This window comes from Rathayibacter sp. AY1E3 (genome assembly GCF_002932235.1).
In the GTDB taxonomy this organism is placed as follows: Bacteria; Actinomycetota; Actinomycetes; order Actinomycetales; family Microbacteriaceae; genus Rathayibacter.
In genome coordinates this window covers 19,159-39,322 of the sequence record NZ_PSVN01000002.1, presented here as the reverse complement: position 1 = coordinate 39,322, position 20,164 = coordinate 19,159, and the positions used below count along the sequence as shown (strand labels likewise).

Genomic DNA, 20,164 nt, shown 5'->3' with positions numbered 1-20,164 from the left:
GGCTGCCGGCCCTCCCGCTTCGGCGTTCTGCTCGCCCGGATGTCCGACGGGTGTGGGAGTTTCGCAACCGATGGTCGTGCTCCCTTGTTACCGTGAACAATCGCCGGTAGCGTGCGGAGACCACACCGCAGGCGGGATCCCCCGTCCGCCCACCGGTTCGCTGCAGAACCCGAGAGGACACGTCGACGATGACGTCACGACCCCCGGGCGGAGGCAGGCCCTCGCGCCTGCTCGCCGCCACCCTCGCCGCATCCGCGACGATCGCCCTCGCCGCCGGCGCCGCCGTGCCGGTCGCCGTCGCCGCGACAGCGGCGACTACTCCCGCGCAGAGCCTGCTCGCGGACTTCACCTTCGACACCGCCCCGAGCGGAGGCGCCTTCACCGACAGGTCGACCCGCGCCGCCGTGAAGGGCACGCCGACCCTCGTCGCCGGCCGCACCGGGCAGGGCAGCGCCGTCTCGCTGTCGTCCTCGTTCTGGCTCGACCTCACTGCGACCGACGGGCAGCCGCTGCTGAAGGGTCGCGACTCCGTCACTCTGTCGTACGACTCCAAGCCCGCCGCCGCGGACAACGTCGGCTGGTCGGTCTTCGCCGCTCGCTCGGCCGCGACCCAGGACTACGCCCAGGAGAAGTACGTCGGCGTCCTCGACAGGACGAACGGCATCACCGTCGAGCGGTACGCCAACAGCGGCGCCCGCGACTCCTCGGGCAACCTCATCGGCCCGAGCAGCACGGAGTGGAAGCACGTCGATCTCGTCCTGAGCGCCGGCACCGCCCGCCTCTACGTCGACGCGAAGCCCGTGGCCGTCACGACGGCCGGCCCCTCCCTCGCGACGGTCCTCGGATCGACCGGCGGAGTCCTTCAGGTCGGCAAGGCCAACTGGGGTGGCGGGGAGTACTTCACCGGACTCCTCGACAATCTGCGCGTCTACGACCGCGCCCTGACCGGGGCCGAGCTGGGCGCGACGAGCAGCACTGTGGCGACCGACCTGCGCGCCGCACTCGACGTCCCCACGACCGTGCTCGGCGACCTGCCCGCGCAGGTGCTCGGGAACACCGTGACGTGGACCGCCTCCGGCGCCGGCGCCGCGCGCGTCTCCTCCACCGGCGCCGTGAACCTCTCGGGCCTCACCGCTCCCGTCGCCGTCCGCCTCCAGGCAGCCGTCGCCGGGCAGACCTACGCGTGGGACAGCACCCTCGCCGTGCCCGGCGGGCGCATCGCCACCTCCGTCAAGACCGTCACCACGACGAACGGAGTGAAGGACGACCCGCTGGCGTACAACGACGACCGCCGCGCGGACTCGCTCTTCACGGCCGCACTGCCCGCCGGCGCGACCACCTGGGAGCCGCTGAACCGCTCGCAGTCGATCCTCTCCGTCCTCAAGGACGGCGATCAGGCGCAGCGCCCGAACGCCCAGATGGGCTCGCCGCTGCTGTTCCGCTCGAAGGACGGCTCGCTCGGCGCGGTCTCGTCGCAGAACAACGCCACGGACTCCGTCTACCTCTGGAGCTCCGCCGACGGCCGCACGTTCCGCGACCAGCGCGTCCTCCGGGTCGCGCCGGGCTCGGTCGTGACCGACCCGCGGATCGTCTTCGACTCCGCCCTCGGCGTCTACAAGCTGTTCTGGACCGATCTGCTCACCACCGAGGGCCGCGTGACGCTGTTCACGGACCTCGCCTCCGGCACCGCTCCCGGAGCGACCACCCGCGCCGACGCCCGCGTCCCCGGTGTCCAGGGCTCGGGTCTCCCCGCCGGGTTCACCCAGGGCCAGGCCGGCGAGACGGCGCTGACCTCGACCGAGTTCAGCACGTTCTACCGCGAATACGTCGACCTGAAGAACACCGGTGTGAAGTCGCTCAGCGGCTCCGTCGACTCCGGCGCCGGAGCCGCTGCGATCGCCGCAGCGCTCCCGGGGCAGGCCGTGATGGAGTACAACGACGGCTCGACCAAGTCGCTCAACGTCGACTGGCAGGACGATCTGACCACCGCCGTCGACACCTCGCGTCCCGGGACCTACCGGGTCACCGGCTCCGTCCAGCAGGACCCCGAGGCGATGGTCAACGAGGCCCGCGCGGATCCGCACGTCTTCTTCAACGAGGACGACGGCTACTACTACCTCACGGGCTCGCACTACGGCCAGGACTCGCTCGGCCCGATCGAGGAGAGCTCCAGCTACCGCAAGATCGGCCTCAAGCGCTCGAAGACCATCGCCGGTCTCGACTCCGCTCCCGAGCAGATCGTGATCGACCCCGACGCCGGCACGCCCGGCCGCCAGAGCCAGTACCCGAACACCTTCTACGGCTGGGGCGGATACATCTGGGCGCAGGAGTTCCACAAGATCAACGGCACCTGGTGGATCGTCGCCGGCATGAACAAGGGCTACGCGCCCGTGGGCGGCTGGTGCGACAACACCGTCCTGATCCCCTACACCGGGACCGACGCCTCGATCGCCGAGGGCGGATTCCTCGACCAGACGAAGTGGGGCGAGCCGGTCGTCCTCGAGGGCGCGGCCTTCGACGTCAGCTACATCGACCGCCAGGAGAACGGCGCCACCCAGGGCTACTGGGTTCTGCCCAACGGCAACACGCTCTCCCTCGCCAAGGCGACGATGGGGCCCAAGGGCACCGTCCCGCTGGTGACCGGTGCGGTCAGCCGCATCTACGGCGAGAGCCAGCCGTGGGAGTCGGGCAAGCGCTCGCCGACCCCGTCCGACACCACCGAGGGCAACGACCAGGGCGTCGTCGAGGCGCCGTTCATCGTGTCCAAGGGAGGACGCATGTACCTCACCTACTCGGGCGGAACGGTCGACAAGTACTACTCGCTCGGCCTGCTCACGGCCGACGCGAGTGCCGACCTCCTCAACCCCGCGACGTGGACGCAGACCGCGTTCCCCGTGCTGGACACCGAGGACACCTACCTGGGCCGCCTCGGCGCGGACGAGACGCAGTACTTCTCGCGCCAGCAGGCCGGCACCGGGCACAACTCGTTCGTCGAGGACGAGTCGGGCAACCTGCTCCTCGCCTACCACGCCCGCCCCTACCCGGACCCGCACACGGCGACCGATCCGCAGAACGCGGGCGGCCTGTTCGATTCGGACCGCAACACCTGGTTCAAGGGCGTGAACATCCGCGCGAGCGGCCGGCTCGACCTCTCGCTCTCGAAGGAGCAGGAGGTGGCCTCGGCCAACCGCACCGTCACGGCGACGATCACCGTGAAGGCGCCGGCTGTGCCCGTCACCGCCACTGCAGCGGCTCGCTGCGTCGCGGGCAAGGTGGTGGTCACGCTGACCACTGTCAACAAGGCCGCGTCGACCGCCGACCTCCGCTGGAACACCCTGTGGGGCGCGAAGACGCAGCAGATCGATGCGGGCCGGACCGCCTCGCTGGCCGTGACCACGCGGGCCGCCTCGGTCGCCGCCGGCACCGTCCAGGGGGTCGCCACCGTCGGCAGCGCCTCCGCTCCCGTGAGCGCCGCCTACCCGGCGCTCCGCTGCGGCTGACCTGACCGGGTCCTCCGACCGACGACGCCCGGCCGCCTCTCACCTGAGGGCGGCCGGGCGTCGTCGTTCCGGTCTGCGGTGATGTGCCGGGCGACCGGGTCGCGACCCTCGATGATCTCGGCGGTGCAGCCGGCATCGCGGGAGAAGACCCACCGGATGACGCGGCCGCGTCGGACGACCGGACCGTTGCGATCCACGAACGACTCCCCATCGAGGGGAGGTCGTCGGTCGGCGACGTACGGGGTGTCGTGAGTCGGACGGGAAGAGGCGAGCCGGTCTGCCGCTGCTGCACGAACCGGCCCGCCCCTTCGGCATCGTCTCAGTGGACGAGGGCGGCCTCCGCCTCGTCCCAGGCGGGGTTCAGGACTTCCTTCTTCCCTCGGATGAGGAGGAATCCGGTGAGAGAGGCCGCGACCATGGTCACTGCTGCGGCCAGGAACACGGCCTTGTAGCCGTCGGTGAATGCGGTGAGCTCGGCCGTTCCGGACGCGATGGCGGAGTCCGCGGTGCTCGCGTAGAACACGGTGAACACCGCGAGACCGATGGACCCGCCGATGTGGAAGACGGAGTTGACGACGGCGGAGGCCACTCCGGCGTCCTCGTTCTCGACCCCGAGAAGGGCGAGGTTCTGGACGGGCACGAAGAGCATGGAGAGTCCGATTCCGAGCACGACCAGGGCGGGCAGGACCTGGAGGAAGTAGTTCCCGTCCGGGGTGATGCCGAGGAGCAGGAAGAGCCCTGCTGCCGAGACGAGCGGCCCGACGATCATCAGGGGTCGGGGGCCGAACGTGTTGAGGATCTTCGTGGTGACGGGCGAGAACGCCATGATCGCGACGGTCATGGCGAGGTTCGCGAGTCCTGCCATCAGCGGTCCCATTCCGAGCACGATCTGGAAGTAGAACGCGAGATAGAGGATGGCCCCGATCATCACGGCGCCATTGGCGGCCTGGATCAGGATCGCGCCGCCTCGCACACGACGCAGGATGACGCGCAGGGGCAGCAACGGCTGGTCGACCGTGCGTTCGATGAGCACGAAGACGGTCAGCAGGACGATGCCGAGTGCGAGGAAGGCGACGGTGTCGATCGCGCCCCATCCGTGCTCGGCTCGGGTGAACCCGTAGACGATCGCGCCCAGTCCCAGGGTCACGGTGACGGTTCCCGAGACGTCGTAGCGGTTGTCTCCTTCCGCCTTGCTCTCGCGGAGCACGAGAGCCCCGCCGACGAGGCCGAAGGCGACGAAGATGAGGTTGACGAAGAGGCACCAGCGCCAGTCGGTGAATTCGGTGAGCACGCCGCCCAGGACCAGGCCGATGGCGGCTCCGGATCCGGCGACCGTGCCGAAGACGGCGAAGGCGAGATTGCGCTCCTTGCCGTGGGCGAACGTCACGGTGAGCATGGCGAGTGCGGCGGGGGCGAGCAGTGAAGCGAAGGCGCCCTGGACGCCGCGAGCGATGACGAGTTCCATGCCGCTCTGCGACAGTCCGGCCCAGAGCGAGGCCGCTCCGAAGCCGATCATTCCGACCATGAAGGTGCGCTTGCGGCCCCAGTAATCGGCGATCCGACCGCCCAGAAGGAGAAGTGCTCCGAAAGCGAGGGCGTAGGCGGTGACGACCCACTGGCGCAGGCTGTCGCTCATCCCGAGATCCAGTTGGGCCTGAGGCAGGGCGATGGTGACGATCATCGTGTCGAGGACGACGACGAGCTGGGTCATGGCGAGGACGGCGAGCGCCCACCAGCGGGCGTTCGGCTTGTCCGCGATTCTGGACATGAAGAAACCTCCAGGCTTCTGAGGAATGAAGTCGCTGGAGGTTTTCAGCCTCGGATCCCGCACCGGCAGTGCATCTGACCGCCCGCAGCTCCGAAGCTGGGCAGGCCGATACCGTACCACAACTGTACAATCATGAATGTACAGTTGCATCCTGTTTCGTCGTCCGTGACAGCCGTCCCTCCGGCTGCAGTCCGTCGTCAGGACGGCTCGACACCGAGGGGGTCGAGCCTCACCTTCCGACGTCGGCAGGAGAGGATGGCAGACTGGCGGCCGACGCTGTCGCACCCGCTCGTGCGGTGACGCGTCGACACCCTCCGGGCGCCTCAGCACCCGCCGTCCCTAGCCGCTCACTCGGACCGAGGGAGCGGCGGAATCGATCACGACATGGAACCGAACCCGCCCAGCGGTGAGGGGGTCCTGCCTTCTCCTCGGACGTCTCCTCGCGCGACGCGACCCAACAACCGGACTCGGATCCTCGACGCAGCGGTCCGTGTCGCGGCGAGGGAAGGTTCTGTTCGCGTCACGCTCGAAGCGACTGCCGAAGAGGCTGGGCTGACACGCGGTGGAATGATGTACCACTTCCGCGATCGAGCCGATCTCGCCCATGCTCTCCAGGAGCACGTCGCGGCCGGCTGGGAAGCCCAGCTGATCGACGTCGCGGGGAAGACCGCGGACGAGGCCACCTTGACGGAGCGCGTGAGTGCCTACGTCACCGTCGCCCTGACGCCGTCGACGCACATGCAGGTCGGACTCCTCCAGGCCACGGGCAGCGACACCGCTCTCCGAGCGCCGGTAGCGGAGGTGCGCCGAAGGTGGACGCCCTCCGCAGAGGAGACCGCGACCGATCCGATCGCTCTCCGCCAGTTCATCGCCTGCCTTGCGGCTGACGGCCTGTGGTCGCACCACTCCCTCGGAGGCGATCGGATACCGGACGACACTCGAGCCGCGGTGATCTCCGAGATCATCCAGCTCTCCAGCCCGGGGTGATGCACGAAGGGCACTTTCCGGCGCGAGGCGGATCCCGGTCGGAGGAGCTCGACCGGGACCGAGACTCTTCCTTCTGCGGTCGAGGATCAGGACAGGCCTGTCCCCGGACCCGGCTCCTGGGTCGAGGCGAGCCCCAGGCCGGCCTCGCACTGCTGAGGATGCAGCAGGGACGGCCTCCTCGAGGAGCGCCGCCATCGCGTCGCGCCACGGCAGCACGGTCGCGAACGCGGCGCCCAGGATGGTCGGCGACGCCTCGTGCTGCCCCGGAGCGCCCAGGACGCAGCCGGAGGCGACGTCCATGTCGAAGTCGCGCCACGTGGAGCGTCACCGACACGACCGATCCGACGACGGCCGACCAGGAGACGTCCCGCGTGCGCCCGCACAGGCACTCGGCTCGTCAGCGGGACAGCAGCGCGACGTGGATCTCCTCGGCGAGGAGGTCCAGTGCTCTGGCGTGGGACGCCAGGAAGGCCCGGCCGTCGCGCGTGATCGAGAAGCGCTCGATGCGCTGCAGCGGGGTCCTCCTGCCTCTCTCGAGGAGCACCAGACCCCGGCGGGAGAGCCGCAGGAGGCGCTTGCGCACCTCGACGACATCGACACGGTCACCGGAGCGGTGGTCGAGAACCTCTCGGAGGCGGGACTCGCCGCGGTTCTCGCCGGTCGCGAGCGCGATCAGGATGAAGACGTCGGTGCTGCAGTCGAGCCCGCAGGCTCCGCAGCGGTTCGTGCACCGCGCAGAGCGCGCCAGGGACACGAGGAATCGATCGAGGCGCATCACGGGTGTCTCCTGGGGAACGGCGGTCTCCTGCTGCAACGAGAGGAACGGGCCGGACCGGTCACGGTCGGCCCGCATCCGGGAGTCCGCTCAGGAGAGGTTCGCACATCAGCGATCGGTCCGGACAGCAGGATACGGCCCGATCGCCGCCCCGGTCCGCAGCCGGTGGTGATGCCGCCGCGGCGGAATCGTCGGGCGATCAGGGTCGAGGACCCGTCCCAACGGCGCAGGGGGGGCTCAGGAGAGAGGGAGGGCGTTGCCGTTGATCAGCAGGAGGTCGTGTCCTCCGACCGCAGCTGCGCTGCCGGCCGCTCCGTCGTCCTTCTCCTCGGTGAGGGTGTGCGACTGCGCGACCTTCGTCAGCACGGGCCCGATCGTCGGGACCGTCCCGGCCCTCCTGCTGTGGTGCATCTCGTCGGTCGTCCTTCTGAGGTGGCGGCACTGCAGGGCGGCGCAGTGCCGGTCGGGGGCGGGACGACGAGGGAGCGGGCGATCGTGGCGCCCGCTCCCTCACCGTCTCAGCGGCAGCTGCGCGCCGGGTAGTCGACGCTCGTCTGCGTGCTGACCGTCTTCCCGTCGACGACGGCCTTTCCTGTCGCGGCCACCGACCCCGCGGGGATCGAGACCGCTCGGGTGGTGACGGCGCTCGACGCGGACGATCCCGGAGCGACTCCGGTCACGGTCTTCGAGCCGAAGGCGGTGACGGTCGTGATGTCCATGATCGAGCGGCTGTCGTTCTTGACCACAGTGGTCAGGACGACCTTCCCGCTGACGCAGCGGGTCGACGCCGTGGCGGTCACGGTCAGGGGCGACGTGACGGTGACCTTGGCGGTCACAGTCCGGTTCGCGGGTGCGACCTCCTCCGTCGGCGTCAGGTCGAAGACCGGCCGGCCGTCGGCGGCGTAGTGGATGCGGGCGAGACGGGTGTCGCGGCCGTCACCCCCGACTCCGTTGCCCCAGGTGTGGTAGACGTACACGTCGTTGCCGTCCTCGTCCTGGGTGACGGCTCCGTGGCCGGGACCCTGCTCGTAGGTGCGGTAGTCGAGGACGCCGTCGGGCAGGGGAACGCTCTGCAGGAGCGGGGCGTCGTACTTGGTCCAGCTCGCGATGTCGGTCAGGTCACTGCCCTCCTTCGCCCAGGCGCCGCCCACGATGTACTTCGGGCTGACGCCGCTGCTGGAGTAGACGAGCGTGATCTTCCCGTCGCGCTGGATCGCGAACGCTCCCTCGGACAGGTGGTCCTCGAACGTCAGCGAGGGCACGATGATCGGGGTCGGCTCGCCGATGACGCGGGTGGGGTTCGCGGGATCGACCTTGGCGATCCAGGTCGCCGGGTCGCTCACTCCGTTGTCGACGTAGCGCTGGGACCAGGCGTAGTACGCAGTTCCACCGGACTCGAAGTAGGTCATGTCGAGGCTGATGTTGCGTCCCGTGCCGGGGCGTCCGAGGGCGCTCCCATCGCTCTTCACGACGGCGCGCGGCGCGCTCCAGTCGGAGGGGTTCGCGGGGTCTCCGCCGTCGCGCAGCTGCATGATGTGCGCCTGCACCGTGAACCACTGACCGTTCTGGTTCGACTGGTCGTTGTCCGGGTTGAAGCACGGGGCGAACAGGATGGAGAGCTTGCCGCCGATCTCGTGGATCTCGGGGGCCCAGTAGCAGCCCGCGATCACCTTGCCCTCGGCGGTGCGGTCCATCCGCGTGGTGCGGTTGAGGAGGTCCACCTCACGGGCCCGTCCGCCGTTGTCGTCGCTGAGCTGGTCGATGCTGTCGGCGACCCGGATCGGCAGGTGCTGCGAGGCGACGTTGTTGTTGTTCGTGTCGTCCGTGGCGGTGAAGAGGTACTGCGTCTTCCCGTTGCGCTCGTAGCGGTAGATCGTCGGATCCGCGCGGTTGTAGGCGAACGGCTCGTTGTACTGCCGCTGGCGGACGGTCCCGGAGAGGTCGTACGTTCCCGGGCCCTTCGCGGCGAGGTCGGCGAGCTGCTGCTGGTTCCAGTCGATGCCGAGGCTGCCGGTCGAGCCGTCGTTGTAGGAGAGCTGCGCCTTCACTCCGGACAGGGCGGAGGTGTCGCCCTGATCGATCGTCTGCGGTGCGACCGAGGATCCGGTGTTGACCGTGCGGCCGAACCTCTTCACGAGCGAGTCGGCGACGGAGCCGGAGACCGTCAGCGCGCCGCCCGGCAGAGCGTCGGCGACGCGGCCCGGGACTCCGGAGAGGTCGGGAGCGGCGACGGTGGCGGGGCTTCCTCCGAGGACCGCACCGCGGTTCCCGTCGGTCACGACGACGCTGCGACGGCCGCCGTCCTTCGGCCAGAACGCCTGCGCGCGGAGCTCGGTGCGGGCGAGGTCCGTGACGGTCGTGTACTTCGCCGCCCCGGAGGAGTCCGTCCAGGAGACGAGGTAGCGGTTCTGGTCCGTGTCGAAGACGGCCTTCGGCGCGACGACGCCGCCGGTGGTGCCGAGGTCGATGAGGCCGAGCTCGGCGAAGTCGGACGCGGTGGCGTCCGTGGCCTTGAAGACCAGAGCGCTCGAGGCCCCGGTGCCGTCGGACGCGCCCGACTGCAGGACGCGCGTGGCGATCACGCCGACGGTGCCGTCGGCGAAGGTGAACAGCGAGGGGTTCGCGAGGCCGCGGTTGTCGGCCTTGTCGGTTCCGAGGAAGACCCCGTCGGCGAAGAGGACTCCCGAGTTGCCCGAGAGCGGTGCTGCGTCGGCGACGGACGAGCCGAGTGCCAGGTGGAGGCCGCGGGCGATCGTGTCCTGGTTCGCCTTGTCCTCGCCGGTCGGCGTCCGGGTGTACGACACCACGGTCTTCGCCGTGGAGGCGCTGAGGACGGTGGTGCGGAAGGTCTTCGTCAGCGTGGTGGCGCCGACCTTCACGGAGGCGGTGAGCGCGAGTGCCCGGTCGGTCGCCGAGTCGTTCACGAGGCGGCTGCCGGACAGGCCGGCACCGTCCGCGCTCCACGACACGGTGTAGCCGGCGACCGTGGGAAGAGCGGTTCCGGAGGCGACGGTCGGCGGGACGACGAGGGCGGTGCGCAGGCGCGCCGTGGCGTCGGCCTCGGTGTCGGCGGCGACGGTGACGGTTCGCGCGGTGCCGGTGGCGGCGGATCCGGCGAACGTCGCGGTCGGGGTCAGGGTCACGGTGGCGTTCGCCGAGCCGGGTGCCGGGCGGCGCACGGAGCCGTCGGTGCCGATCACCGCGGGGTCGCTGCTCGCCCAGGTGAGGACGGAGCCGCCCGCGCCGCGGGTCGGGAGGGAGAGGTCGCTGGTGACGGGTCCGGTCACGGCGATGGTCGCCGCGGCGGCGTCCGATGCAGCGATCGCGGCAGCGGCCGGAGCCGCGTCCTCGCGCACCTGGTCCTGGGTCAGTGCGGAGGAGTAGACGTGCACGTCGTCCATCGCCCCGGCGAAGAGAGGGTCGGGGCCGTAGAACGACTTGCCGAGGAGGCCGGAGAAGGCGGAGGTGCCGACAGTCGCCGCTCCGGTCGCGGAGGTCGGGGTGGTCTGGGCGAGCCGGCCGTCGACGTAGGTCGAGACGCTGACGCCGCTGCGCAGGACCACGGCGACGTGGCTCCAGCGGCCGGTGGCGGCGGGACCGGAGTCGGCCGCGCGCTGCTCCGAGCCGTTCTTCACGGCACCGATCAGGCTGCTTCCACACTGGGGCGTGGTGAAGAGGTACCGCTCGGTCGACTGCCCGAGCGCGTACGCCCAGCTGCAGTTCTGGTTCCCCTCCCAGCGCAGCCAGGCCGACATGGTCACGTCGGTGGTGGCCGCCGTGGTCAGTCCCGGCGCGATCTCGGCGTAGGCGGCGGAGCTGCCTGCGGCGCCGCCGGGGAGGCGGAGTGCGCGGTCGGTGCCGCCGCGCGGACCGGCGACGGTCGTCGCTCCGGTCCCGCGTACGGTGGCGGAGCGGCCCGCAGCGGAGTCGGTCAGGGTCGTGCCCGCGCCCACGGCGGAGCCGACGGCGGCGGACGAGGAGAAGTCGTAGGAGAGGACCGGGCTGGGCACCGCGGCCTGTGCGGGTGCCGCGCCGAGCGCAGCCCCTCCCGCTGTCAGGCTCGCGGCGACCAGGAGGGCCGTCGTGCGTCGGAACCGCATTGTTCGTCTACTTCCGTGGGAGAGGTGGATGCGGGGAGCACGGACCCAGGGTCCATGCTCCCCTGCTCCGGTGGCCGGAGGCCCCGGAACGGAGGAGGTCAGGGGAGGGGCGGCTGGACGCCGCCCCTCCCCTGTCACCGGCCTAGCGGCAGGTGAGCGCCGAGTACGGCGCGGTGGCCGTCCTGGTGCCGTTCGCGTCCTTCGAGGCGACGCTCACCTCGCCCGCGGTGACCGAGGTCGCCCGGGTGGTGAAGGCGGCGGACACGGACTTGCCGGGAGCGACCCCGGCGAAGGTCCTGCTCCCCCACTGCGAGCCGACGGTCATCTCGACCGTGGAGCCGCTCGTGTTGGTGCCGGTCGCGGTGACCGTCACCTTGCCGGCGACGCAGCGGCTCGCGGCCGAGGCCGTCAGCGACGGTCCGGGAGGAGCCGTGGCGGTGATGGTGGCGATGGCCGGCGTCGCTGCCGAGTTGGCGAGCTGTCCGCGCACCTGCACGGTGTCGCCCGCCTTCTTCAGCGAGCTGAGATCGGCGGTCGCCCACGTCACGGCGACCGTCTCACGGTGGCCGTCCTTGAACGTCGCGCCCACCGTGGCGGGCAGGTCGACGGTGGTCGATCCGGCCTGAACGGTCCGCGCCACGGCGTCGATCGAGGTCACCAGGAGCGACGGGTTCCACTTCGCGGCGAGCCCGTCGCGCTCCTTCGCAGTGATGGAGACGACGGATCCGTGGCGGGGCGACGTCGGCAGCGAGAAGCTGCTGGGGATCGTCCACTGGATGTCGCCCTCGAGCGAGTTCGTGCCGAGCGGGATGTAGCCGCGTCCGCCGTAGTTGTCGGTCCAGAGGAAGTACTTGTACCCCGCCCGGTCGCCCTCGTTGGTCTTGAAGATCTCGGGACCCTCGACCTCCGGCGTTCCGGCGGTGCGGCCGATGCAGGTGTCGATGAGGCTCCACGCACCGGAGGCGGTGGTGGCGCGGAGGTTCGTCGACTTCTGTCCGATGATGTCGGGCGAGGGGCAGCCGCTGGTCTGGGTCGCCTTCGTGAAGCGGTAGTAGGTGTCGCCGTCCTTGAGCATCGTGGCGTCGATCAGTCCGTTGCTCTTGTTGAGCGAGGGGACGTCAGCGGCCTTGAACCAGACCTCGGGGGTGGTGAAGTCGCGGAAGTCGCGGGTGGTGGACGTGAGGATCTGCGGTCCGTTGCCGTCCTCGACGTTGCGCGTGCTGTCGGTGAAGAGGGCCGAGGTCCAGTAGACGACGTAGGCGTCGATGGTGGGGTCGTAGGTGGCCTCCGGTGCCCAGGTCATGCCCGCGTTGGGCAGGTTGACCTCGACGTGGCGCTGCTGGCCCCAGTTGACGAGGTCCGTGGACTCCCAGATCTCGAGGTAGCGGCTGCCGCGGTTGGTCGATCCGCCGAAGCCGGTGGTGCCGACGGAGAGGTCGGTGGCCATCAGGAAGAAGCGGTCGCCCTCCTTCGAGCGGAAGACGAACGGGTCGCGCAGCCCCTTCGTGCCCATGGTGGAGGTGAGGATCGGCTGGGCGTCGTTCAGGGTCTTCCACGTGAGCGAGTCGTTGCCGTCGGAGGTCGCGAAGCGGATCTTCTCGCCTTCGATGCTGTCGCCGGTGAAGTACGCGAACAGGTACGCGTCGAGGTCGCTCGCGGCCACGGGAGCCGCGGCCGGAACGGTGCGCGTGAGCGTCCGCACGAGGGGCGTGGTGCCGGGCACCGTGACCGTCGCGGTGAGGGTGACGGTGGTGTCGGCGGACGGGCGCGTGAGCGAGCCCTTCGCGACGACGTTCGGCGCGGTGCCCTTGTCGGCGGAGGTGATGACGGCCTCGTTCGACGAGGTCCAGCTGACCACGGCGCTGGAGCTGTTCGCGCGCGCGGCGGTGGCGGCGACGTCGGCTCCGGTCGAGGGCAGGTTCAGGCTGCCGCGCACCGGTCCGGCGAGAGCGGGATCGTTGCTGATGCCGTCGGCGACGGCCCGGGCGAGCTCGGCCTCGGCGCTGTCACCGGCGGCGTACGCCGGGACGAACACGGTGGTGGCACGGCCGACGACGGTGATGCCGCCGTGGACGGCGGTCGGGGTCAGCGTGACGGTGGCGTCCGGGCTGCCCGCGGCGGGCCGGGTGACGACGCCGCTGGTGCTGACGACGCCGGGGGCGCTCGACGTCCAGGTGATCGTGGAGCCGTTGGCGCCGGTCGTGGGGAGGGCGAGGTTCGAGGTCACGTTCGAGGTGTCGCCGAGCGAGACGGCGGCGTCCTGGTTCGCGAGAACCGAGTGCACGGATGCGGCGCTCTGCTGCACCTGGCCGGCGGTGAGCGCGGAGGTCCAGACCTGCATGTCGTCGATGGCACCGGCCCAGTAGGCGTCCGCGCCGTAGAACGATTTGCCGAGGAAGCCGGAGAACGTGGACGTGCCGATCGCGGACGCGGCGGTGAAGGTCGTGCTGCCCTGGCCGACGAGAGCTCCGTCGAAGTAGGTCGAGACCGACTGGCCGCCCTTGACGACGACCGCCATGTGCACCCAGCGGTTCGCGGCGACCGGAGTGTTGCCTGCGGCCCGCACCTCGGAGCCGCTCTTGATCGCGCCGAAGCCGGCCGGTCCGCACTTCGTGGTGGAGAGGACGTGGGAGTCGACGCTGGAGCCGAGCGTGAAGGGCCAGGTGCAGTCCGGAGCACCGCTCCAGCGCAGCCAGGCGGACATCGTGACGTCCTGCGTGCCGGCGGGGATCAGGCCCGGCGCGATCCGGACGTGCGGCGCGGCCGACGTGCTCGATCCGCCCGGGAGCGAGAGAGCGCGGTCGGTGGAGGCGCCGGAGGGACCCGCGACGCTGGTCGCGCCGGAGTTGATCAGGGTGCCGGGGTGGTTGCCCGGAGCGGAGTCGGCGACGACGGCTCCGTTGGCGAGCGTCGCACCGATGCCGTCGAACGAGTACTGCAGCGCGGGAGCGGGGACGGTCTCTGCGGCGCCGGCGGCGCCGATCGGTCCGAGGACGCCGCCGAGGCAGGCGATGGCGAGCGTCAGCGCGGCGCCCGCTCGGGGGAGGCGTGAGCGCCGGGTGCGCTCCTGCCGGGGGGTTCGTGACATGGGGGGTCCTTCAGGTGAGGGGTCGGAGGGGGAGGACGGAGCCCGCGCGATCGGCCGGCGGAGTGGTGAGTCCGGCGTCCGTCTGGCGGGGAGGGAATCGCCGGGAGGCGGCCCGGGACGCGGGCCTGGCGACCCGTGATCGGGAGGCGGAGGTCGACGTGCGTGCGAGGACGGGACGTCGCGCGCTGCGGGCGCCGACCGCGGTCACCGCGTGGGAGGTGTCGGCGGGGCCGACAGTCATCGGCGCCGGGCGTGGGCCTGCGGCGGGAGGGTGCGGCGGGAGGGTGGTGCTGTCGTCATCATCGACGTTCCTCTCAGGTTCGCCTTCGAACCGGTCGGAGTGGGACGCGAGGCGCGAGGACGCGCTTGCCCACTTCAGGTGACACCGTACCGACTTTTGTTAACGGTAACAATGGCGGATTCCCGGGCGATGCCGCAGTGACGGCGGGTGTGAGCGCTCTCTCCCTGCGAGCACGGGGATCCGCGTGGACGGATCACCCTCGCCCGGCGGGGCTCGGACCGGATCCGCTCGAGACCGGCACTTGACACCGGCTCCGCGACCGGTCGATGGTTGTCCACGTCAACATGCAGGTCGTGATCAGCTTCCCATCCCACTCGGAGCGTCGGCGCTGACGCGTCCCGCGGCGGGACGACCGGATCACCATCCCGGTCGCTCCGGCGCATCCTCTGCCGTGCTCCGATCCCTTCGGACACGGCTCCTTCCTGCGACCCTCATCCGCGTCCCTTCGGGGACGCCGGATGTCTGTGAAAGGCACCCATGTCCCGGACAACGAAGTCCCACCCCTCCAAGCGCCTGATCGGCGCCCTGATCGCGGCCGTCGTCGGGATCACGACCTTCGGCATCAGCTCGCCCGCCTCTGCAGCCACCGCCCCGGTCGGCCTCGGATCGGCGCAGGAGATCCGCAACCAGCACAGCAGCATGTGTCTCGACGACTTCGACTTCGGCACTCAGCCCGGAGCCGAGGTGCGGCAGTGGAGCTGCACCGAGGGGAGCAACCAGCGCTGGCAGGTCACCGACCTCGGCACCGGCTACGCCGAGATCAAGAACACCTTCAGCAACCTCTGCCTCGACAACTTCGACTTCGGCACCACCCCGGGCTCGGACGTGCGGCAGTGGAGCTGCAACGGCAGCACCGCCCAGCAGTGGCGGATCACCTCCGTCGGCGGAGGCTACGCCGAGATCGCCAATCGGCACAGCGACCTCTGCCTCGACAACAAGGACTTCCGCCAGCTCGACGGCTCCCCCATTCAGCAGTGGACCTGCACCGGCTCCAAGGCCCAGCGCTGGGCACTGACCGATCCGACCGTGCAGAAGATCACCTGGACGCTGAACCGCGTCGCGAGCCCGACCGCTGACGAGGCCGACGCCTACGCCCGCATCACCGACGCGATGGACCGCGCCGTGGCCCGCTACAACCGCCTCAGCAACATCTCCCGCTCCCTGACCGTCTCGTACAGCCCCGGAACCCCGACGGCCGATGCGAACATCTACGGCCAGATCCGCTTCGGCAAGGAGCGCGTCTACATGGTGGAGGGCACCGCCATGCACGAGATCTCGCACACCGTGGGCTTGGGCACGTCGACCACCTTCAACACGAACTGCGAGAACAGCAGCTGGGACTCGGCCCTGGCACTGCTGCGCACCTGGGACGGACCGGACGCGACAATCCAGTGCACCCCGGGTCACATCTTGAACTACGGCCTCAACTACAACAGCGAGTTCAGCCAGCTGAACCTCGAGCGCCACGTGAAGCTGGTGCAGTCCATGCTCAGTGACGGCATGTAGCCGTCACTCGAGGCACGCCCGAACGAGCATCCTCGCCGCCCCTCGCGGGCGGCCGGCGCCGGCGGGGCGGGGAACCAGAGCCTTCCCCCCCCCCGCCGGCGCCGCATGCCCCGATGTCTCCCTCCGGAGGCGCGGGGCAGCGGAGCGCTCGGGAGTCGAGGAGGGCCCCTCGACCGGGTGGTCGCAGCCGACGTGCCGGACGCCGCACCCTGGGGAGGGGGCGTCCGGCACGTCTTCCTCGTGTCGGCGCCGTCCGGTCCGCCGGACCCCCCGGAGGCGCATGACGGGCGGCGTCTGCGGGCGCTAGCGGTTCTGCTCGACGGTGCTCGGCGCGGTCCGGTGCGTCTCCGGCGCCTCCGTGCCGACGGGCTCCGCCTCCCCGCTCGCCGCGGCCTCCCGCAGGTACTGCGCCGACATGACGCGGTAAGAGCGGGTGAGCATCGCCGCGCCGGCCGCGATGATCATGACGACTCCGCCGACCAGGAACACCAGCGCGATCCCCCGGCCGATGCCGTCGCCCAGCAGCCCGCCGAACGCCGAGCGCCCGGCCGGCGACTCCATGTACGGGATGAGCGCGAACTCGGCGATCGGGGCGATGAGGAACGACGTGATCGGAGCGGCGGCCGACTCGAACGCCGCCGCGAAGCCGAAGACGCGCCCCTGGGTCTCGAAGGGGACGACCTTCTGGATCACCGTCTGCTCGGCGGCCTCGACCGCCGGGATCAGGGTCATGTAGATCCAGATGCCGCCGGCGTAGAGCCACCACCAGTCGCGGAGGGTGAAGACCGCGCCGATCAGGCCCATCGCCATCACGAGCAGCAGCATCGTCCGGATCGGGTTCCTCCCGAGACCGAACCTCGCGACGAGCAGACCGCCGATGACGAAACCGGTCGCCGTCACTCCGAGCACCACGCCCCACAGCTCGACCGGGAACAGCTCGAGGCCGTACGGGTCCATCAGCGCCATGTAGACGCCGCCGATCAGGTTGTTGAACGTCGAGAAGACGATGAGCGCGAACAGCCCGGTCGCCGCCCGCACCGCGGTGATGCTGCCGCGGAGATCGATCAGCGGCGCCCTCTCCCCCGTCGGCGCGGGCCGGTCCTCCGGGATGCGCAGGAAGAGGAGGTGCAGGAGCGCGGCGGCGGAGAGGCCGATCGCGATCACCAGCGTCCACCCCATGCCGAGCAGGCCGATGGCGAGCCCGCTGAAGACGCTCGTCACCACGAAGGCGAGGCCCTGGACCGTCCCGACGAGGCCGTTTGCGCGGGCGTGCCCCTCCACCGGGACCAGCAGGGTCACCGTCGTGGACAGGGCGATGTTGCGCATGTTCTCGATGACGGCGCCGAAGAGGATCGTGCCCGAGAACACCCAGAACCAGGGGGCGCGGAAGTCCAGGAGCGCCGCCTCGGGCAGCGCGAGGAAGAGACCGCCCGCGACGCCGAACGACACGAGCGTGACCGCGCCGGCGAAGACCATGACGCGGAACTTGCGGTGCCGGTCCACGATCGTGCCGAAGGCCATCGCGAGGACCGCGACGAGCAGCATGTAGGCGCCGCCGATGATCCCTGTCGCCAGGACGGAGCGCGTCTCGAGGTACACCCAGAACGTGAGCGCGAACCAGAGGAAGCTCGTCGTCACGTTCGCGACGGCGGTGTTGAGGAGGATCTGGTGGAAGTCGCGGAGCCTCGTCGAGGCGTCGACGGCGGGTCCGGGCACGGGGGCGGTCGAGGACACGGCTTCCCTCCGCTCGCGACGGCGCCGTCGGTCCCGCGGCGGGAGTCGAGGGTCGTCGCAGCCACTGTAGGACCGCGCCGTCGGCGAGTCGAGAGGGGCCGGGCGTCCGGCGGGGATGCGCTGCCGCCTCCCGCGCGGAACGAGGGCGCCGCCGCCCTCGCGACCCGGATCAGCGGGCCTCGGGGGCGGCGGCGCCGACGGGTCAGACGATGGCGGCGCGGAGGGCCGCGGCGGCCTCGCCGACGTCCGGGGCGCCGTAGATGGCCCCGCCCGCGACGGCCACGAGGGCGCCGGCGCGCTGCACCGACTCGATGGTGGCGGTGCTCACGCCGCCCGCGACCGAGAACGGCACGCCGGAGGACTCGCCGTCGCGCAGCAGGGTCTCGAAGGTGAAGCCCTCCTCCGCCTGCTCGTCCAGACCGGCGTGCATCTCGACGAACTCGGCGCCGAGGGCGACGACCTCGCGGGCGCGGGCGGCCTTGTCGGGCACGCCGATGAGGTCGACGACGACGCCCTTGCCGTGCTTCCTCCCGGCGGCGATCGCGCCGGCGATGGTGCTGTCGCCGGCGACGCCGAGGACCGTCACGAGGTCGGCGCCGGCCGCGAAGGCCATGTCGGCCTCGAGCTCGCCCGCGTCCATCGTCTTGAGGTCGGCGAAGACCGTCTTGTCGGGGTGCGCCTCCTTGATGGCGGTGATGGCGGAGAGGCCGGCGCTCTTGATGAGCGGGGTGCCCAGCTCGAGGATGTCGACGTGCGGGGCGGCGGCAGCGGCGAGCTCGAGGGCGGCGTCGGTGCTGAGGGTGTCCATGGCGAACTGGAGCTTCACGGGGTTCTTCTTCCTGTCGAGGTGGGGAGTCGGGTCATTCGAGGTTCGCGTGGCGCGGCCAGAGCTCGTCGGCGCTGTCGCCGCGGCGCTGCCAGAGCGCGTGGAACAGGGCGTCGCCGGTGAGCACGACGACCTGCTCGAAGAGCCCGCCGGAGTACTGCGCCGAGGCGGCCCCGGAGCGGTCGAGCTTGTCGGCGGCGGGCACGACCACCACGGCGGAGGCGAGCCCGGCCAGCGGGGAGTCGGCGGCGGTCGTGATCGCCGCGACCCGCGCTCCGGCGTCGACGGCGGCCTGCGCGGCGCGGACGATGCCCCCGGTGGTGCCGGAGCCGCTCGCGGTGAGCAGCACGTCGCCGCCGCGGATCGCCGGGGTCGTCACGTCGCCGACCACGTGCACGACGAGTCCGAGGTGCATGAGGCGCATGGCGGTCATCCGCAGGGCGAGGCCGGAGCGGCCGGCGCCGTGGACGAAGACGCGGTCGGCGCCGGCGAGCAGCTCGAGGACGGGCTCGAGCCGGTCGGTCGTCAGCGAGGCGGTCGCGGCGGACACCTCGGCGGCGATCACGGCGAGCGCCTCTGCGGGATCGGTGGTGCGGTCGTCAGCGGGCATGGGTCCACAGTGCGCCCGGCGACCGGATCCGCGCGCCACCAGATCGAGGAGGCCTACCTACCCGATCGGGTGGGCGGTGCCGCTCGCGGGTAGGACGGGTAGGTTCGGGGGATGGATCCCGCCGAGTCCCCCGCCTCCCGCACCCTGCTGCAGCAGCACGCCCGTACGGTGGCCGAGCAGGCCGACCGGCACGCGGTGGCGCTGGAGTCGGTGCTCGCCGCCCTGCGCGCCGAGCGCCTCGACGACCGTGCGGCCCGCACCGTCGCGATCGACATCGCCGCGAACGCCCTGGTCGAGCTGCGCACCGCCTCGGACGAGCAGCGCAGCGCGATGCTGGAGCCCGTCGTGGGCGCGTTCGCGCGACTCCGGAGCGACCTGCGTCCGCTCGTGCGCTTCGGCGACCTCGACGTGCAGTTCGTCGAGCCGCCCGCCACCGGGCGCGCCCTCCCCGGCGAGGTGGCGCACGCGGCCCGCGCGATCGTGCGGAGCGCCGTGCTGGCCTTCGTGGAGTCGGAGCAGACGCGCCGGGTGCGGATCCAGTGGGACTGCGACGGGCTCAACCTGCTCATCGAGATCCGCGACGACGGCCAGGGCGAGCTGACGACCCGCGACGACGCCCTGCGCCCGATCGCCGAGCGCGTGCGCGGGCTCGACGGGGGGCTCTCGGTCGCGTCGACCGCGGGCTGGGGGTCGACCCTGTCGATCCGCCTCCCCCTCGATCCGCCGGCGCAGCCCGACGGGCTCGACCTCGCCGAGCTCAGCGCCCGCGAGCGGGAGGTGCTGAACCTGATCACGCTCGGCGCCTCGAACCAGCGGATCGCGGACGACCTCGGCATCAGCGGCAACACCGTGAAGTTCCACGTGTCGAACCTGCTGCGCAAGGCCGGGGCCCGCACCCGGGCGGAGCTGGCGGCGCTGGCGCGCTGATCGATCCGGGTGCCCCCGTCCTGGCAGAGCCGGCCTCGCAGT

General features: G+C 71.1%; 12 protein-coding genes. 4 read left to right on the top strand and 8 right to left on the bottom strand.

The window, feature by feature from the left end; genetic code table 11:
• The first annotated feature begins 188 nt into the window (after nt 1–188).
• A complete protein-coding gene (locus tag C5C53_RS01635; RefSeq protein ID WP_104266644.1) occupies nt 189–3,500 on the top strand; it encodes a family 43 glycosylhydrolase in 3,312 nt (1,103 codons plus the stop codon).
• Nucleotides 3,501–3,819: 319 nt separating this feature from the next.
• Here C5C53_RS01635 and C5C53_RS01630 read toward each other — a convergent pair whose 3' ends face one another.
• Nucleotides 3,820–5,268, bottom strand: coding sequence for an MFS transporter (locus C5C53_RS01630; protein ID WP_104266643.1), 1,449 nt, complete (start codon nt 5,266–5,268; stop codon nt 3,820–3,822).
• Nucleotides 5,269–5,652: 384 nt separating this feature from the next.
• On the opposite strand from C5C53_RS01630, the gene C5C53_RS01625 reads away from it, so the two are divergent.
• Entirely contained in the window at nt 5,653–6,255 is a 603-nt protein-coding gene (locus tag C5C53_RS01625; RefSeq protein ID WP_104266642.1) for a TetR/AcrR family transcriptional regulator, read from the top strand.
• A gap of 397 nt (nt 6,256–6,652) precedes the next feature.
• Here the strand turns inward: C5C53_RS01625 and C5C53_RS01620 are convergent, their stop codons facing one another.
• The 4 genes from C5C53_RS01620 to C5C53_RS01610 all read right to left on the bottom strand — a co-directional run bounded on the left by C5C53_RS01620 (nt 6,653) and on the right by C5C53_RS01610 (nt 14,218).
• Nucleotides 6,653–7,033, bottom strand: coding sequence for a hypothetical protein (locus C5C53_RS01620; protein WP_146076480.1), 381 nt, complete (start codon nt 7,031–7,033; stop codon nt 6,653–6,655).
• Nucleotides 7,034–7,267: 234 nt separating this feature from the next.
• The gene (locus C5C53_RS16970) at nt 7,268–7,441 is read right to left on the bottom strand and encodes a hypothetical protein (RefSeq protein ID WP_181068307.1); all 174 of its coding nucleotides are present in this window, start codon (nt 7,439–7,441) and stop codon (nt 7,268–7,270) included.
• Between the two features lie 107 nt (nt 7,442–7,548).
• Nucleotides 7,549–11,130 (bottom strand): family 43 glycosylhydrolase, encoded by a 3,582-nt coding sequence (locus C5C53_RS01615; protein ID WP_104266641.1) that lies wholly within the window; start codon nt 11,128–11,130, stop codon nt 7,549–7,551.
• A gap of 142 nt (nt 11,131–11,272) precedes the next feature.
• On the bottom strand, nt 11,273–14,218 hold the full coding sequence (locus tag C5C53_RS01610; RefSeq protein WP_104224390.1) for an immunoglobulin-like domain-containing protein: 2,946 nt from the start codon (nt 14,216–14,218) through the stop codon (nt 11,273–11,275).
• A 778-nt stretch (nt 14,219–14,996) separates the two neighbouring features.
• Between C5C53_RS01610 and C5C53_RS01605 the strand changes: the two genes are divergently transcribed.
• The gene (locus C5C53_RS01605; RefSeq protein ID WP_104266640.1) at nt 14,997–16,025 is read left to right on the top strand and encodes an RICIN domain-containing protein; all 1,029 of its coding nucleotides are present in this window, start codon (nt 14,997–14,999) and stop codon (nt 16,023–16,025) included.
• A gap of 303 nt (nt 16,026–16,328) precedes the next feature.
• Here C5C53_RS01605 and C5C53_RS01600 read toward each other — a convergent pair whose 3' ends face one another.
• From C5C53_RS01600 to hxlB, 3 genes are all read right to left on the bottom strand, one after another.
• Nucleotides 16,329–17,759 (bottom strand): MFS transporter, encoded by a 1,431-nt coding sequence (locus C5C53_RS01600; protein WP_104266639.1) that lies wholly within the window; start codon nt 17,757–17,759, stop codon nt 16,329–16,331.
• 202 nt (nt 17,760–17,961) lie between these two features.
• Entirely contained in the window at nt 17,962–18,585 is a 624-nt protein-coding gene (gene hxlA / locus C5C53_RS01595; RefSeq protein WP_104224387.1) for a 3-hexulose-6-phosphate synthase, read from the bottom strand.
• A 34-nt stretch (nt 18,586–18,619) separates the two neighbouring features.
• Nucleotides 18,620–19,195 carry a 6-phospho-3-hexuloisomerase gene (gene hxlB / locus C5C53_RS01590; protein WP_104249685.1) on the bottom strand — a complete coding sequence of 192 codons (576 nt, stop codon included), beginning with the start codon at nt 19,193–19,195 and terminating at the stop codon, nt 18,620–18,622.
• 111 nt (nt 19,196–19,306) lie between these two features.
• On the opposite strand from hxlB, the gene C5C53_RS01585 reads away from it, so the two are divergent.
• Nucleotides 19,307–20,122 carry a LuxR C-terminal-related transcriptional regulator gene (locus C5C53_RS01585; RefSeq protein WP_104266638.1) on the top strand — a complete coding sequence of 272 codons (816 nt, stop codon included), beginning with the start codon at nt 19,307–19,309 and terminating at the stop codon, nt 20,120–20,122.
• Nucleotides 20,123–20,164: the final 42 nt, after the last annotated feature.